This is a genomic window from Chryseobacterium balustinum (assembly GCF_900168205.1).
GTDB classification, from domain to species: Bacteria; Bacteroidota; Bacteroidia; order Flavobacteriales; family Weeksellaceae; genus Chryseobacterium; species Chryseobacterium balustinum.
Genome location: NZ_FUZE01000004.1, coordinates 162,235 through 178,232, shown reverse-complemented (window position 1 = coordinate 178,232; position 15,998 = coordinate 162,235). Strand labels below are relative to the sequence as shown.

At 34.4% G+C, this 15,998-nt stretch carries 12 protein-coding genes; 7 read left to right on the top strand and 5 right to left on the bottom strand.

What is annotated here, in order from left to right; translation table 11 throughout:
• Nucleotides 1-130: 130 nt before the first annotated feature.
• Nucleotides 131-1,546 carry a M17 family metallopeptidase gene (locus tag B5X64_RS07935; protein ID WP_079464709.1) on the bottom strand — a complete coding sequence of 472 codons (1,416 nt, stop codon included), beginning with the start codon at nucleotides 1,544-1,546 and terminating at the stop codon, nucleotides 131-133.
• Nucleotides 1,547-1,548: 2 nt separating this feature from the next.
• Nucleotides 1,549-2,679, bottom strand: coding sequence for an alpha/beta hydrolase (locus B5X64_RS07930; protein WP_079464708.1), 1,131 nt, complete (start codon nucleotides 2,677-2,679; stop codon nucleotides 1,549-1,551).
• 172 nt (nucleotides 2,680-2,851) lie between these two features.
• On the opposite strand from B5X64_RS07930, the gene glgB reads away from it, so the two are divergent.
• From glgB to apaG, 7 genes are all read left to right on the top strand, one after another.
• Nucleotides 2,852-4,801, top strand: coding sequence for a 1,4-alpha-glucan branching protein GlgB (glgB, locus tag B5X64_RS07925; protein WP_172459129.1), 1,950 nt, complete (start codon nucleotides 2,852-2,854; stop codon nucleotides 4,799-4,801).
• Nucleotides 4,798-6,204 (top strand): glycogen synthase, encoded by a 1,407-nt coding sequence (locus B5X64_RS07920; protein WP_079464706.1) that lies wholly within the window; start codon nucleotides 4,798-4,800, stop codon nucleotides 6,202-6,204. The genes glgB and B5X64_RS07920 overlap by 4 nt, the downstream gene beginning before the upstream one ends.
• Before the next feature lie 17 nt (nucleotides 6,205-6,221).
• A complete protein-coding gene (locus B5X64_RS07915; RefSeq protein ID WP_079464705.1) occupies nucleotides 6,222-7,490 on the top strand; it encodes a glucose-1-phosphate adenylyltransferase in 1,269 nt (422 codons plus the stop codon).
• A 175-nt stretch (nucleotides 7,491-7,665) separates the two neighbouring features.
• Entirely contained in the window at nucleotides 7,666-8,706 is a 1,041-nt protein-coding gene (locus B5X64_RS07910; RefSeq protein ID WP_066676926.1) for an SRPBCC domain-containing protein, read from the top strand.
• Between the two features lie 123 nt (nucleotides 8,707-8,829).
• The gene (locus B5X64_RS07905) at nucleotides 8,830-11,643 is read left to right on the top strand and encodes a 2-oxoglutarate dehydrogenase E1 component (protein ID WP_079464704.1); all 2,814 of its coding nucleotides are present in this window, start codon (nucleotides 8,830-8,832) and stop codon (nucleotides 11,641-11,643) included.
• A 105-nt stretch (nucleotides 11,644-11,748) separates the two neighbouring features.
• The gene (gene odhB / locus B5X64_RS07900) at nucleotides 11,749-12,990 is read left to right on the top strand and encodes a 2-oxoglutarate dehydrogenase complex dihydrolipoyllysine-residue succinyltransferase (RefSeq protein ID WP_066676922.1); all 1,242 of its coding nucleotides are present in this window, start codon (nucleotides 11,749-11,751) and stop codon (nucleotides 12,988-12,990) included.
• Between the two features lie 82 nt (nucleotides 12,991-13,072).
• On the top strand, nucleotides 13,073-13,459 hold the full coding sequence (gene apaG, locus B5X64_RS07895; protein WP_066676920.1) for a Co2+/Mg2+ efflux protein ApaG: 387 nt from the start codon (nucleotides 13,073-13,075) through the stop codon (nucleotides 13,457-13,459).
• A gap of 52 nt (nucleotides 13,460-13,511) precedes the next feature.
• On the opposite strand, the gene B5X64_RS07890 is transcribed toward apaG, so the two are convergent.
• The 3 genes from B5X64_RS07890 to B5X64_RS07880 are packed head-to-tail and all read right to left on the bottom strand — an operon-like array spanning nucleotide 13,512 to nucleotide 15,977.
• Nucleotides 13,512-14,066, bottom strand: a complete 555-nt coding sequence (locus B5X64_RS07890) for a 3'-5' exonuclease (RefSeq protein WP_066676918.1) — start codon at nucleotides 14,064-14,066, stop codon at nucleotides 13,512-13,514.
• Nucleotides 14,067-14,108: 42 nt separating this feature from the next.
• The gene (locus B5X64_RS07885) at nucleotides 14,109-15,098 is read right to left on the bottom strand and encodes a glycosyltransferase family 2 protein (protein ID WP_079464703.1); all 990 of its coding nucleotides are present in this window, start codon (nucleotides 15,096-15,098) and stop codon (nucleotides 14,109-14,111) included.
• Entirely contained in the window at nucleotides 15,099-15,977 is an 879-nt protein-coding gene (locus B5X64_RS07880; RefSeq protein WP_079464702.1) for a lysophospholipid acyltransferase family protein, read from the bottom strand.
• Between the last annotated feature and the right edge of the window lie 21 nt (nucleotides 15,978-15,998).

The following is a 15,998-nucleotide window of genomic DNA, read 5'->3' as shown; positions in this document are numbered from 1 at the left end:
TTAATTTTTATTAAATTATAAAAAATAAAAGCTTATGATTATTGATTATTTAATATTAAAAATTGATAATCGATGTGCTTTTGAGAATTACTAATCAAGTATAAGAAGAAAAATTTTAAAAAACTAATTTTTAATGATAATTTTCGATTAAATCGGCCAGTAATTGTACTCCAAAGCCGGTTGCGGCTTTATCTTTTGCATATCCAACGTTTCCAAACGCAACTCCTGCAATGTCGAGATGTGCCCAGTTTGGATGGTCTTCAATAAACTGTTCCAGAAATTTTGCAGCAATAATACAGTCTCCAAGAGGTTTCATCGATATATTTTTAAAATCAGCAACATCAGATTTGAAATCATCTAACCAAACATCCCAAAGTGGAAGATTCCATAATCGCTGATTGGTTTTATCACCGGTTTTAATCAATAGATTTTTCAAGTCTTCATTGTTAGAAAACATCGCTCCGCAAGTATCTCCAAACATTCTTACAGAGCTTCCTGTAAGTGTTGCAAGATCAATAAGGACATCGGTTTTATAATTTTTTGAGAGATAAGACAAGCCATCAGCAAGCGTCATTCTGCCTTCCGCATCGGTATTCAAAACTTCAATTGTTTTTCCGTTATAAGCAGTAATGACATCACTAGGCAAATAGGCATTTTCTGAGACAGCATTGTCGGTAATCGGTAAAATCGCTGTAATGTTAACGGGAAGTTTCATTTGCGATGCGTAAATTAATGCTCCAATCACTGCTGTTGCGCCTCCCATGTCAGATTTCATGTAGTGCATATTGTCTGAAGCTTTGATGGATATTCCACCGGTATCAAATAAAACGCATTTTCCTACAAGTCCAAAAGTTTTGGCATTTTTCTCCGTTGTTTTATATTCTAAAATAGTAAAAGCTGCATCATAAGCACTTCCCTGATTCACTGAAAGAAAAGCTCCAAGACCTAACTCTTCGCATTTTTTTCTATTGAAAACAGTGTATGTCAACTGATTTTTTTTAGCTAAATTTTTTAGGTAAGTATTGAAAATTTCAGGCTTTTTTAGGTTGGCTGGTTTATTAAGCCAATCCTGGCAAGCTGCTTGTCCTTCACAAATAGCGTCTATTCTTGAAGAAATGGTTTCCAGTTTTTTCTGACTTAAATTTCCAAAGTGAAGTTCAAAAGATTCGTTCCAAAAAGGATGGGTTTTATCAAATGGGTAAGTATAAGTTCCCAACAGTAATCCTTTTGCAAATTCTTCAAACTGTTTTTCATTAATAAATTCAGAAATTAATAAAGTAGGTACGGTTTGTATGTTTTTTTTCTGAGTTTGAGAAAATTTCACTCCAATTTGTTGGAATTCAAAATCCTGTAAACTTTCTTTTCCAAGACCTATATAATATGTAATGGTTTCTTCACCGGTTTCAATGAAGGTTTCATGTTTTTTACCTGAAAAAAGAAGTGCTATGTTTTTGTTGAAATTTTTAGAGTTTAAAGCCCAAGTTTCTTCTGTAAATAATTGAAAAATCTGTGCGTACTGTTTATTTTTTTTGTTGAATAATTGCATTTTTAAATCGTTTTATTTTTAATATTTTCCTGTTGTGGTGTTACTTCAACAGGGTTTTCTGTGTTATTATAGAAAAGCCATTCTATTGCTCTCGGGAATTCCTGTGACCAATAAAATTCGCTGTGTTCGCCATCAGGATTAATATTGGTTCTAAATTCAAAATCAAAAAGGTTTTTCTTTTCCCATCGTTTCAGATAGTTTTCAAAAACCTGAATTCTTTTTACCATTTTAGAACCTTCCTTTTCGCCACCATAAAGATAGATTTTAGTTTTAAAAGGAATTCTGAAACTCATCATCGGAAAGTTATTATTGGGTTCTATCCAAAGTGAAGGTGAAAAAATCAACAGTTTAGAATAGACTTCAGGGTAGAGAAAACCACTGTATAAACTGATTAATGCGCCTAAAGAACTTCCGCCGATCCCTGTATTTTCGCGGTCTTTTTTTGTGCGGTAATGTTCATCAATAAAAGGTTTCAAAGTATCTGTGACGAATCTGATATATTTTTTCCCTTCCGATCCGTTGGCAACGTTATCATTATCGAAAATATATTCTTTGATACGGTCTTCGCTTCCGTGTTCTACTGCGATTACAATAACATCTCCACGGCCGTACTCGGCAAGAATCGATAGTTTTTTGTCGATTTCCCAATTTCCGTATGCACTGCCTTCATTAAATAAATTTTGTGCATCCTGAAGGTAAAGCACAGGATATTTTTTATCTGAAATATAATAATCGTAGGGAAGAAGTGCCCAAACTTTGCGGTAACGGTCAAGCTGTGGAATGTAAAATTCTTCAGAAATCACCTCAACAATCGGGAAGAACTCATCTTTAAAAGGTCCCCAGTTGAATCTCCATTTTTCTACAAAATCAGTAGTTTTAGCAGAATGTTTGTGGGTTTTTCTGTTTGGAGTAATATTTCCGTATTGATCCAATTCTACATTTTCCCAACCTCCTTTTGTGAATTTGTATTCGATGTTATCAGGAAGTAATTGGTCTTCAATATCAATACTGTAAGTATTTTCTTCAGAAATCTGAAGTTGAAAATTGTAATCTTTAGGATTCCATTTATTGAAATTTCCGGTGATGAAAATAGGTCTGTTGTCTTTTTCTGCCGTATTGAGTGTAAATTTCATTATGTGTTTTTAACGGTTTTAAAACTTTTAAATTTATAAAAAATATTTTTATGAATTCTTTTTAATATTGATTAAAAATAGCTCTTGCCAAGGGAATATTTCATATATTTGGTAGTCATCGTAATTTAGTAGAAGATATGCTTATGATGATTTAGATCAAAAACCGATTATGATGAATTTTGTAAAAACCTACACTCTTTTTACGGATCATGATGTATACCTTTTTAAAGAAGGTATACATTACAGGCTCTACGAAAAGTTTGGTGCTCATTCTGTTGAAAAAGACGGAGTAAAAGGGGTTTATTTTTCGGTTTGGGCTCCCAATGCCAAAAAAGTTTCTGTGATAGGAAACTTCAATAACTGGAATCACCGTGAACATATTCTTTTTCCCAGATGGGATCAATCGGGGATTTGGGAAGGATTTATTCCCGCACTTTCCTGGGGAACGCTTTATAAATACGCGATAGAAACAGCTCAGGGGAAAATTTTAGAAAAAAGTGATCCCTATGCATTAAGCTGGGAGCAGAATCTGCAGGCAGCCTCGATGGTTTCTACCAATTGGTATGAATGGGAAGATCAGGAATGGCTTGACAAACGCTGGCAAAAAAACAGTTTGGATGCTCCTATTTCCGTTTATGAAATACATTTAGCTTCATGGATGCGAGATGAAGACCATCCAGAAAAATTTCTGAATTATAGGGAAATTGCCTCAAAACTGGTCCCGTATATTACCGAAATGGGTTTTACTCATGTAGAATTTATGCCCGTGATGGAATATCCTTATGATCCGAGTTGGGGATATCAGATTACCGGTTTTTTTGCGGCAACGTCTCGTTTTGGTTCTCCGCAGGATTTAATGTTTCTGATCAATGAACTTCATAAAAATGATATTGGCGTTATTTTAGATTGGGTTCCTTCACATTTTCCGGGTGATGCTAATGGTTTGCATTGTTTTGATGGCTCTTATCTATATGAGCATGAAGATCCCAGAAAAGGCTTTCACCCCGATTGGAAATCATACATTTTTAATTACGGACGAAATGAAGTGAAATCTTTCCTCATTTCGAATGCGGTTTTCTGGCTCGATCGTTATCACGCAGATGGACTTCGAGTTGATGCAGTAACGTCTATGCTTCATCTTGATTATTCAAGAAATGAAGGCGAATGGGAACCAAATATTTATGGAGAAAATGTAAATCTTGAAGCAAAAGCTTTTCTTCAGGAATTTAATACCGCTGTTTATAAAGAATTTGGAAATAATATTATAACCATTGCGGAAGAAAGTTCAGATTTTCCAATGTTGACAAAACCTGTACATGACGGTGGCGTAGGATTTGGAATGAAATGGATGATGGGTTGGATGCACGATACCTTATTTTATTTTAAAGAAGATCATGCAGATAGAAAATACCATCATCACAAACTGACTTTTTCGTCGATGTATATGTATAATGAAAATTATATGATTCCGTTTTCACATGATGAAGTGGTACACGGAAAAGCCAGTTTGATTTATAAAATGAAAGGTGATGAGTGGCAGAAATTTGCTAATCTCAGAGCATTATATGTTTATATGTTTACGCATCCCGGAGCAAAATTGCTTTTTATGGGTGATGAATTTGGGCAAACCAATGAATGGAATTTTAAACAGAGTTTAGATTGGCATTTGCTGCAATATCCGGTTCATAAAGGTTTGCAGACTTTAGTAAAAGATCTGAACCATCTTTATAAAAATGAAACGGCTTTCTATGAAAATCAATTCAATCAAAATGGTTTTGAATGGGTTGAAGCCAATGATACCGATAATTCTGTCTATATTTATTTAAGGAAAGGAAAAAGACGGGATGATGTTTTTATGGTGATTTTAAATCTTACTCCAAATGTTTTAGATTATAAAGTCGGAGTGAACTTAGGTACACACTGGGAAGTAGTTTTGAATTCCGATGATGAAAAATATAGTGGAAGTGGAGTTGAAGCGAATATTTTCAGAGAAGATCATGATGAATGGATGAATTGTCCAAGATCAATAAGCCTTAATCTTCCTGCGCTTTCCGGAATTGTTTTAAGACAAAAAAAAGATAAAAAGTATAAATTAAATAGGATTAAACAACACAAAAAATGACAATATTTCACCTCAGTACAGAATGTTATCCCGTAGCAAAAGTTGGCGGACTTGCAGATGTGGTTGGTGCTTTGCCAAAATATCAGAACAAAATAAAAGAGGTTAATGCGAAAGTAGTGATGCCTTGGTACAACAAACATTTTGTATACGACTATGATTTTGAGGTAGTTTTTGACGGCTTTATTCATCAGGGATCCAATATGCTTCAGGTTCAGGTTATGAAAGAAACCACAGATGTTTTAGGATTTGAATTGTTTATGGTGAAAATTCCAGGATTACTCGATCGTGAAAACCCTTATGGATATGAAGATGAAAGTTTCCAGTTTTTAGCTTTCCAGCAAGGTGTTTTACATTGGTTGACTGCAATGAAAATTCGTCCTGATGTTTTGCATTGTCATGATTATCACACCGGTTTGGTTCCTTTTATGATAGAAAACTGTGAAGAGTTTGAATTTCTAAAAGGTGTGAAAACCATAGGAACGATTCACAACGGAGAATATCAAGGGATGATGAATTGGGATATGATCAATTACATGCCTGCTTTTGATCATCACAAATGGGGACTTCTCGACTGGAATGGCTTTATCAATCCTTTGGCGAGTATGATTAAGTGTTGTAGTGCTTTTACAACGGTTTCCGAAGGTTATCTTGAAGAACTGTTCGTAAGCTTCAGAGGTCTTGAAAGTTTGGTAAGGGAAGAATTTTCCAAAGCTTACGGAATTATAAACGGTATCGATACAGATGTTTGGAATCCTCAAACCGATCCTATGATCGATTTTAATTTCAATAGTAAAAATGTTTTAAAAACGAAGAAGAAAAATAAAATTAAACTTTGTAAAGAATATGGTTTAAATCCTGAACTTCCTTTGTTTGCCTTTATAGGAAGATTTGCTACTGAAAAAGGTGCAGATTTACTCCCTGATTTAATTTGGCGAAGTATTAAGCAGAGTTTTGGAGGATTAAATATTATAGTGCTCGGTTCAGGAAATGCTTATATCGAACAACAGTTGAAAGAACTCGATTCTGTGTACTCCAATTTTGCCACAGATATTGGGTATAAAGAACATTTATCACATAAAATTTACGCTTCGGCAGACTTCTTGTTAATGCCTTCAAGAGTTGAACCTTGTGGTCTCAATCAGATGTATGCAATGCGTTACGGAACTGTTCCTGTCGTGAGTTATACAGGAGGATTGAGAGATACTGTAAAAGATATTACAACCGGCGGTTCCGGCTTGAATTTTACCTATCCCGGAGTTGACGATATTATTCACGCAATGAGTCGTGCTTTAAATGTTTATAACAATAAAGCACAAATGGATGAATTGGTGTTGTCTAATATGAAATTTGACTTTGCCTGGGAAAAATCGGCTGAAAAGTATTTAACATTATATAAAAATTAAAAAAAACGCAGATATTTATGAAACACAACGTCATTTCCATTGTGTTGGGAGGAGGTAGAGGAACAAGGCTTTTTCCATTAACCTATACAAGGTCAAAACCCGCTGTTCCAATTGCAGGAAAATACAGATTGGTAGATATTCCAATCTCGAATTGTCTTAATTCAGGACTCAATAAGATCCTGGTTTTGACTCAGTTTAATTCAGCTTCTCTCAACTCGCACATTAAAAATTCTTACCACTTTGATATTTTTAGTCAGGGTTTTGTAGATATTTTGGCGGCAGAGCAGAATGTAGACAGTGACAGTTGGTTTCAGGGGACTGCAGATGCCGTTCGGCAATCGATGAAGCATCTTGAGAAATATGATTATGAATATATTCTTATTCTTTCAGGAGATCAGTTGTATCAGATGGATTTTAATGAAATGCTCGATTTCCATATTGATAATGGAGGTGATGTAACCATTGCAACCATTCCCGTTAATGCAAAAGATGCAACCGGATTTGGAATTTTAAAATCTGATGATGATGGAAATATTACTTCATTCGTTGAAAAGCCCGGATTTGATGAGCTTGAAGGCTTGCAATCTGAAGTTTCAGACGAAAATAAAATGAAGGGGAAAGAGTTTTTAGCCTCAATGGGAATTTATATTTTCTCTAAAAGCATTCTCAAAAAAATGTTTGAAGATGGAGCGGGAGATGATTTCGGAAAAGATATTATCCCAAATTCTATAGGGAAATATACAACACTTAGTTACCAATATGAAGGATATTGGACGGATATTGGAACCATTGAATCTTTTTACGAAGCCAACTTAGATCTTTGTCACGATTTCCCGCAGTTTAATCTGTTTTCATCAGCGCCAATTTTTACGCGTGCAAGAATGCTTCCGCCATCAAAAGTTAATGGCTCTTATGTAAGTAAAGCGGTTTTCGGAGACGGATGTATTATTATGGCAGATAAAATAGAAAATTCTGTGATTGGAAACCGTACCAGAGTTGATAAAGGCAGCACGATTGTAAATTCCTATATTATGGGAGCTGATTTTTATCAAAATACGACGGAAATTGTGAATAATGACCGAAAAGGTTTACCCAATATGGGAATCGGGAAATACTGCTATATTGAAAAAGCAATTTTAGATAAAAACTGCTTCATCGGTGATAATGTAAGAATCATTGGTGGGAAACATCTTCAGGATGGCGACTACGGAACTCATTCTGTACAAGACGGAATTGTTGTAGTGAAAAAAGGTGCAGTTCTAAAACCAGGAACTCACATTGGGTAAGGGTTGGAAGCTGTATGTTTTGAGAAGCTAATAACTTTCAAGTTTAGTTTTTAATTCAAAATTTTTGCATTCGAATATCAAACATTCAACATCGAACCTTCATCACCATCAAAAATAAAAAACAAGAGTGGCCAAAGATATTGGTCACTTTTTTTATTTGTATTACTTTTGTGTGATGCGTTTTTTCAAAATTATAGCGGTTATTGTAGTATTGTTGGTGGGAGCTTATGCGGCTTCTATGTATTATTTTGTGGATGAAAGTAAAGAATTTACCATAGAAAAAGAGGTAGACTATCCTTTAGAAAAGGTTTTTAACCAGTTTAATAATCTGCAGAATTTTACCCGGTGGAATAATTTCTTTTCCAGCTCAAAAACGATCACCATTGATTATTATTCGCCTTACGAAGGAAAAGGAAGTGCTATCAGTTATGATGACCCTAAGAGTAAAGATGGCGGCGAAATGTTTATCCGCTACGAAAATCCAAATAAAACCTTGAGATATCAGCTTTTCGAAGATGAAGATGAAAATCCTACTTTGATCGATGTGAAATTTACAGCAGTTTCAGCGGAAAAAACAAAAATTACATGGTATGTACATACTCCAAAATTATCGGTTTTATCAAGGGCTCAGAATTTTTGGACGGAAGATAAATTTGCAGATAATATTGAGAAAAGCATGCTTAATTTGAAAAATGTTTTAGGCAATAAGGTAGAAAAAGACAATCAGTTGGCTGCCATAAAATATGACAGTCTGATGGTGGAAAAAGAAGAGGCTAAAATGATTTTGGGTATCAATGTAAGTACTTCTAATAAGAAAGATGCTTTGTATAAAAATATTGTCATGAATTATAACAAGGTCAATAATTTTGTGACGATGGATCTAGGCAAAAAAAATGATGAGGTAGGATATCCGGTTCTTATTACCGATGCCGATAATTTTAAAGATAACGAGGTTTCTTATTTTTTCGGAATTCCTTTATCAAAAAAAATAGGAGTTACCGATAATAATTTTAATTTCAGATCTATAAGCCCTACAGAAAATTATGTAATGTATTACAAAGGTTCTTATCCGGGAAGAATAAAAGCAATTCAGCAGCTTATACAAAAAGCAAAGAAAGATGAAATGCGTTATGGTGATGTTTATCAGACTTTTATAGAGCCACCTGTAGATGGTCAGGATGTTAATCTGAAACTTTCTCTCTCTGTTTATAGATGATTTTTTCCCAATTATCTTTTTTATATTTTTTTTAAGGTTTTGAGGTCATCCCAACTCGGTTTTTTTTATTAAATTTGAGGATTAATACGTTAAACAAAATTTAATAATAGATAAACTGTAATAATGGACAGATTTTCATTCCTAAACGCAGCTCATTCTCAGTTAATTGAGGATTTATACCAACAATACTTAAAATTCCCTGACTCTTTAGAACCATCATGGAAAGCCTTTTTTCAAGGCTTTGATTTTGCGATTGAGAACTACAGTGATGACGAAAGCATCCAGTATGTACAAAATTTGGTAAAATCTTCTCCTGCTGTGCAGCAAATTTCTCAGGCTGCTTCAAACGGTGAAGTACCAGAGCATATCAAAAAAGAATTTAAGGTGGTAAACCTTATTGAAGCTTACAGAACGAGAGGGCACTTGTTTACAAAAACAAACCCTGTACGTGAAAGAAGACATTATACACCCACTTTGGATATTGAAAATTTTGGTCTTAATCAATCAGATTTAAATACAAAATTCAATTGTGCTGTAGAAACAGGAATGAAAGGTCCTGCAACTTTACAGGATTTGATAGCTCACTTACAAAGCATCTACTGTGATTCTATTGGTGTGGAATATATGCACATCAACAACGTTCAGGAGAAAGACTTTATCAAGCAGTGGCTTCAGGTAAACGAAAACCACCCAATTCTTTCTGCAAACGAAAAAACCGAGATCTTATTAAAATTAAATCAGGCGGTTGCGTTTGAAAATTATCTTCATACAAAATTTGTTGGTCAAAAAAGATTCTCATTAGAAGGGGGCGAAACTTTAATCCCCGCTTTGGATCAGTTGATTTCAAGATCTTCTCAGCTAGGAGTAGATGAGGTTGTTTTAGGGATGGCTCACAGAGGAAGATTGAATGTTTTAACGAATATTTTCGGAAAATCGTACAAACAGATTTTCTCAGAGTTTGAAGGGAAAGAATTTGAAGAAGATGTATTCTCAGGTGACGTAAAATATCACTTAGGTTCATCTAAAAAAATAAAAACTGCTTCTGGAGAAGAAGTGGCTATCAACTTAACGCCAAACCCATCTCACTTAGAGACTGTAGCAGCTTTAGTTGAAGGTATTTGCCGTGCAAAAGTAGACGATAAGTATAAAGATTACTCTAAAGTTTTACCAATCATCATTCATGGTGATGGTGCAATTGCAGGACAAGGTATTGCTTACGAAGTTGCTCAGATGATGACTTTGGAAGGTTACAAAACGGGAGGAACCGTTCATATTGTTGTAAATAACCAGGTTTCATTTACAACAAATTATATGGATGCTAGATCTTCTACCTATTGTACAGATGTTGCGAAAGTTACAGAATCTCCTGTAATGCACGTTAATGCTGATGATGCAGAAGCGGTTGTTCATGCTATTCATTTTGCTGCTGACTTCAGAGCTAAATTTGGTAAAGATGTTTATATCGATTTATTAGGATACAGAAAATATGGTCATAACGAAGGTGATGAGCCAAGATTTACACAACCTAATTTGTATAAATTAATCTCAAAACATCAGAATCCAAGAGAGATTTATAAAGATAAATTGTTGAAAGATAACGTTACATCAAATGATGTAATTGCAAAAATGGAAACAGAATTCAAAGCGCTTTTAGATAAAGACTTTGATGCTTCTAAGGAAATCGAAAAGAATGTGATGGATATTTTCATGGCAGATGACTGGACTAATTTCCCGATTGCAAAAAGAGGAGCTGTACAAGATGCTGTTGATACAAAATATGATTTAGCTAAGCTAAAAGAATTGGCAATTAAAATGTCAACGCTTCCTGCTGATAAAAAATTCATCAACAAAATTACAAGACTGTTTGATAACAGAATCAAAGCTATTGAGGCAAACTCTTTAGATTGGGCTCTTGGAGAATGGTTGGCTTATGCTACACTTCTTGTAGAAGGTCACAACGTAAGAATTTCTGGAGAAGATGTAGAAAGAGGAACTTTCTCTCACAGACACGCTGTTGTAAAAACTGAAGATACAGAAGAAGAATATATTCCTTTAAAAGAAGTTTCAGAAAGCAGATTTGATGTATTCAACTCTCACCTTTCAGAATACGGAGTTTTAGGATTCGATTATGGTTATGCAATGGCATCTCCTAATACTTTGACGATTTGGGAAGCTCAGTTTGGAGATTTCGTAAACGGAGCTCAGATTATTGTTGACCAGTATTTGGCTGCAGCAGAAGAAAAATGGAAAATTCAGGACGGTTTGGTAATGTTGTTACCTCACGGTTCAGAAGGACAGGGTGCAGAACACTCTTCAGCAAGATTGGAAAGATTCCTTACACTTTGTGCTAACGAAAATATGGTTGTGGCGAATATTACTTCTCCAGCAAACTACTTCCACTTATTAAGAAGACAGTTGAAATGGGCATTCAGAAAGCCATTGATCGTGATGAGTCCGAAATCTTTATTAAGACATCCAAAAGTGGTTTCTCCGCTTGAAGATTTCTCAAACAAAGGATTCCAACCAATCTTAGATGATCCTACGGCAGACCCAGCAAAAATTGAAAAATTAGTATTGTGTTCAGGTAAATTATACTTCGAATTATTAGCTAAAAAAGAAGAATTGAATTGTGAAAATGTTGCTTTGGTAAGATTTGAGCAGTTATATCCGCTTCAAAATGACGCTATTGAAGCTGTATTTGCTAAATACGAAAACAAAAAATCAATCGTTTGGGCTCAGGAAGAACCAGAAAACATGGGAGCTTGGTCTTATATCTTAAGAAACTTCAGAGATACAGGAATTCAGGTTGTTTCTCCGGTACCAAGTGGTGCTCCGGCTCCGGGAAGTCACAAAATGTTTGAAAAAAATCAAAATGCTGTAATCAACAGAGTATTCGACAGAGACGATGCTCCGGCTAAAAGACCAGTAACAGCTTAATTAAAAATAGAAGCTAGAAATTAGAGGTTAGAAATTAGTCTTTCATCTTTTATCTATTTTCTCAAAGTCTTAATAAATATCAATTAAAAAAATAAAAAATACGATATGTCAATTTTAGAAATGAAAGTTCCTTCACCGGGAGAATCAATTACAGAAGTTGAAATTGCAACTTGGCTTGTAAAAGATGGTGATTACGTACAAAAAGATCAACCAATCGCTGAAGTAGATTCAGACAAGGCAACTTTAGAATTACCTGCAGAAGAAAGTGGTATTATTACTTTAAAAGCAGAAGAAGGTGAAGTGGTACAAGTAGGTCAGGTTGTTTGTTTAATTGATATGGCTGCGGCTAAGCCAGAAGGTGCTGCTGCTGACGCTCCAAAACAGGAAGAAGCACCTAAAGCTGCTGAGCCTGCAAAAGCTGAAGCTCCAAAACCAGCTCCGGTTGCTGCTCAGTCTTATGCTACAGGAACTCCTTCTCCGGCTGCTAAGAAAATTCTTGACGAAAAAGGAATCGATGCCGCTCAGGTTTCAGGTTCTGGAAGAGATGGAAGAATCTCTAAATCTGATGCTGAATTGGCTGCTGTTCCAGCAATGGGAGGAAGCTCTTTAACAGCTACAGGAGCGAGATCTACAACAACAACTAAACTTTCAGTTCTTAGAAGAAAAATCGCTCAGAGATTAGTTTCTGTAAAGAACGAAACTGCAATGTTGACGACTTTCAACGAAGTTGATATGTCTGAGATTTTCAGATTAAGAAAGCAATATAAAGAAGAATTTGCTCAAAAACACGGAGTAGGACTTGGTTTTATGTCTTTCTTCACAAAAGCGGTTACAAGAGCATTACAAATGTATCCTGATGTAAATGCATCTATCGATGGAGATTTTAAAATCAACTATGATTTCTGCGATATTTCAATTGCGGTTTCAGGTCCTAAAGGATTGATGGTTCCGGTATTGAGAAATGCAGAGAATATGTCTTTCAGCAGTGTTGAAGCAAACATCAAAGATTTGGCTATCAAAGTAAGAGATGGTAAAATTACTGTTGACGAAATGACTGGTGGTACGTTCACTATTACAAATGGTGGTACTTTCGGATCTATGTTGTCTACACCAATTATCAACCCGCCACAATCTGCGATCTTAGGAATGCACAACATTATCCAAAGACCGGTTGCGGTTGACGGACAAGTTGTAATCAGACCAATGATGTATGTTGCAATGTCTTATGACCACAGAATTATCGACGGTAAAGAATCTGTAGGATTCCTTGTTGCGGTAAAAGAAGGGATCGACAATCCTGTAGAAATTCTATTGGGTGGAGACGAAAGAAAAGGCTTAGGATTATAATATTTTTGTAAATAGATATATATCTACAATCTCGCCTTGAAAAAGGCGAGATTTTTGTATCTAATATTTTAAATTGAATGAAATGTTTTCTAAAATTACTTCTAATATCAAAGTTTCGGTAGATCCTGAATATGATAGTAAGAACTCTTATCCTTCAGAAAACCGTTACGTTTTTAAGTATAACATCGTAATTGAAAACGATGGTGATTTCCCAATTAAAGTCCTAAAGAGAAAATGGCTTATTTTTGATGTAGGATTCGGGTTTACAGAAGTTGTCGGTGATGGTGTAATCGGGTTGACTCCAGATGTGGAAATCGGAGACAACTTTGCTTATTTTTCGAATGTTATGCTACGTTCAGGCGTAGGAAATATGAGCGGAAAATATCTAGTTGAAAACTCAGATACAAAAGAGCAGTTTGAAATTGATATTCCAAAATTTAGTCTTTTATCTGAAGTTTTAAGCAATTAATTAAATCTAAAATTAATTTTAAATAAGAGAATTATTGAGTAAAATATACAAATTAAAGCGCCTTTATCTTCAGTTTCATAAAATCTGAAACTTCATCATTGCTGGTGAGAAAAAGCTTTTCGAAAGCTAAAAGTGATATTCTAGCACAAACTTCAGCATCATCTCCGGCTCTGTGATGTTTAAACTGGATATCATGATATTCTGCAAGATGCTTTAAGCCATATTTCGGAAGGTAATTCCAAGATTTTTTAGCCAACTGAATACTACAGAGATAATTCATTTTTGGAGTAAACATTCCGTAATAATCAAGGCAACCTCTTAAAACACCGGCATCGAAACTTGCATTGTGGGCAATCATTAAAGTACCGTACATCATTTCCTGTACTTCATACCAAATTTCATCAAATCTCGGCGCATCTTTTACATCACTGGGTAAAATCCCGTGTACATCGATATTTCTCTGGTGAAAATAAGGGAAACTTGGTGGTTTTATCAGCCACGTTTTAGTTTCCACAATTTTAGAATCCTGAACAATACAGATTCCTAATTCACAGGCAGAATTTTTTTCGTGAGTAGCGGTTTCAAAATCTAATGCGCAGAAGTCCATAAATTATTAATGATAGGTAATGATTGATTAATGATGATGATATTATTTTTTGCCTCCTAAAAAATGCTTAAAAATGAGCCACTTTGTTTGGTAATATTCTGTTTTCTGATTTTTTTGTCGACGTTTAATTGTCTCGGGAAGTTGAGCATAAAATCCGAAATGCCCTCTTGCAACTGCCCAAAGATGTGAAAATCCGTTTTTGTAAGCAAAGTATAACGATGCAATTCCGTCTAAACACAATCTGAAAAATATTAACCAAATCAACTTAGGAAAAGGTAAATTTTTAAGCATCATGGAAAGATTATTTCTGATATTTAAATATGTTTTCTGAGCACTTTGCTTGTTTAAAGTTCCACCGCCAACATGATAAACTTCAGATTTTCCGGTGTAAAATATTTTTTTTCCTGAATTGATTAATCTCCAGCAAAGATCAATTTCTTCCTGGTGGGCAAAAAATCTTTCATCAAAACCATCCTGTTCCCAAAAATCTTTTGATTTGATGAAAAAACAACATCCCGAAGCCCAAAAAATTTCAGCTTCGTCATTATATTGTCCTTTATCTTCCTCTACATCATCAAACATTCGTCCTCTGCAATATGGATACCCTAAATTATCGATCAAACCACCTGCGGCTCCGGCAAATTCAAAATAATTTTTATTGTTAAAAGATAAAATTTTAGGTTGAATCGCAGCAATTGAAGAATCTTTTTGAAATAAATTTAGAACAGGTTTGATCCAATTTTCTGTCACTTCTACATCAGAATTCAAAAGACAATAATATTCTGCATTTATTTTTTCTAAACCTTGATTATAGCCACCTGCAAAACCGTAATTTTTATCATTAATTACAATTTTTACGGAAGGAAATGCTTTCTTTAAAAAATCGACAGAATCATCAGTCGAATGATTATCGATAACGTAGATTTCAGCTTCTTCAGAAAAGCGAATTACGCTTGGAAGAAATTTTTGAAGCCAATTTTTACCGTTCCAGTTTAGGATAACTACGGCAATATTTTTAGAGTTTTCTGTCATTTATTCGCCATCATAAGTTTTAATAGAATCCTGATATTTCCATTTTCTGTGTGACCAAAGATAGTTGTCAGGATTTTTTCTTATCGTATTTTCAAGTAAGTGATGAAATTTTCTTACCACTTCATTTTTTACAAATTTTTCACCATCCGGGTAAATTCTGTGATAATTAACTTGATAATAGCCTCTTTTTACTTTTTTCATGTCACAGTAAATAAAAATAAGATCCATTCTTGTAGCCAGTTTATCATAACCTATAAATGCAGGTGTTCGCTGGTTTAAAAATTTTATACCATAGTTAACATGAGCAATATGGGGAGTTTGATCTGCAACAAAAAGATAAATAGTGTCTCCATCATTTTTGTTTCTGAAAATATTGAGAATAACTTCATTTGCTTCTAAAGGCTCATTTCCAAATTTACTTCTTACCTTTTTCATCTGGTCTTCCCAAAAACTGCTGTTTACTTTTCTGTAAACCGGGTGAGAATGCTTTTGTGGAGCAATTGGAGTACATGCATTCATCCATTCCCAATTAAATACATGACCAGCCATCAAAATTATATTTTTCCCCTCAGCTTTAGCCTCATGAAATAGATGTTGATTAATATATTGCATTCGGACACGGGTCTCTTTTTCAGAAATACTGAATGATTTTATAGTCTCAGCCAAATAATCTGAAAAATTTAAGTAAAATTTCTTTCTGATAGCTTTGATTTCTTTCTCTGTTTTTTCAGGAAAAGAATTTTTTAAATTCTGGGTAATAATTTTCTTTCTGTAGCCTATAAAATAGAAATTTAAAAAAAAGATGATATCCGAAAAAATATATAATATTTTAAGCGGTATCTTAGAAATTAGGTAAAGTATTTTTATCAGGAAATTCATAAAGTATGCAAATTTAGTGAT

Excerpts from the sequence above, each read along its gene's own strand:
- B5X64_RS07935 (WP_079464709.1), bottom strand. The coding sequence starts at position 1,546 with ATGCAATTATTCAACAAAAAAAATAAACAGTACGCACAGATTTTTCAA.
- B5X64_RS07930 (WP_079464708.1), bottom strand. The coding sequence starts at position 2,679 with ATGAAATTTACACTCAATACGGCAGAAAAAGACAACAGACCTATTTTC.
- glgB (WP_172459129.1), top strand. The coding sequence starts at position 2,852 with ATGAATTTTGTAAAAACCTACACTCTTTTTACGGATCATGATGTATAC.
- B5X64_RS07920 (WP_079464706.1), top strand. The coding sequence starts at position 4,798 with ATGACAATATTTCACCTCAGTACAGAATGTTATCCCGTAGCAAAAGTT.
- B5X64_RS07915 (WP_079464705.1), top strand. The coding sequence starts at position 6,222 with ATGAAACACAACGTCATTTCCATTGTGTTGGGAGGAGGTAGAGGAACA.
- B5X64_RS07910 (WP_066676926.1), top strand. The coding sequence starts at position 7,666 with ATGCGTTTTTTCAAAATTATAGCGGTTATTGTAGTATTGTTGGTGGGA.
- B5X64_RS07905 (WP_079464704.1), top strand. The coding sequence starts at position 8,830 with ATGGACAGATTTTCATTCCTAAACGCAGCTCATTCTCAGTTAATTGAG.
- odhB (WP_066676922.1), top strand. The coding sequence starts at position 11,749 with ATGTCAATTTTAGAAATGAAAGTTCCTTCACCGGGAGAATCAATTACA.
- apaG (WP_066676920.1), top strand. The coding sequence starts at position 13,073 with ATGTTTTCTAAAATTACTTCTAATATCAAAGTTTCGGTAGATCCTGAA.
- B5X64_RS07890 (WP_066676918.1), bottom strand. The coding sequence starts at position 14,066 with ATGGACTTCTGCGCATTAGATTTTGAAACCGCTACTCACGAAAAAAAT.
- B5X64_RS07885 (WP_079464703.1), bottom strand. The coding sequence starts at position 15,098 with ATGACAGAAAACTCTAAAAATATTGCCGTAGTTATCCTAAACTGGAAC.
- B5X64_RS07880 (WP_079464702.1), bottom strand. The coding sequence starts at position 15,977 with ATGAATTTCCTGATAAAAATACTTTACCTAATTTCTAAGATACCGCTT.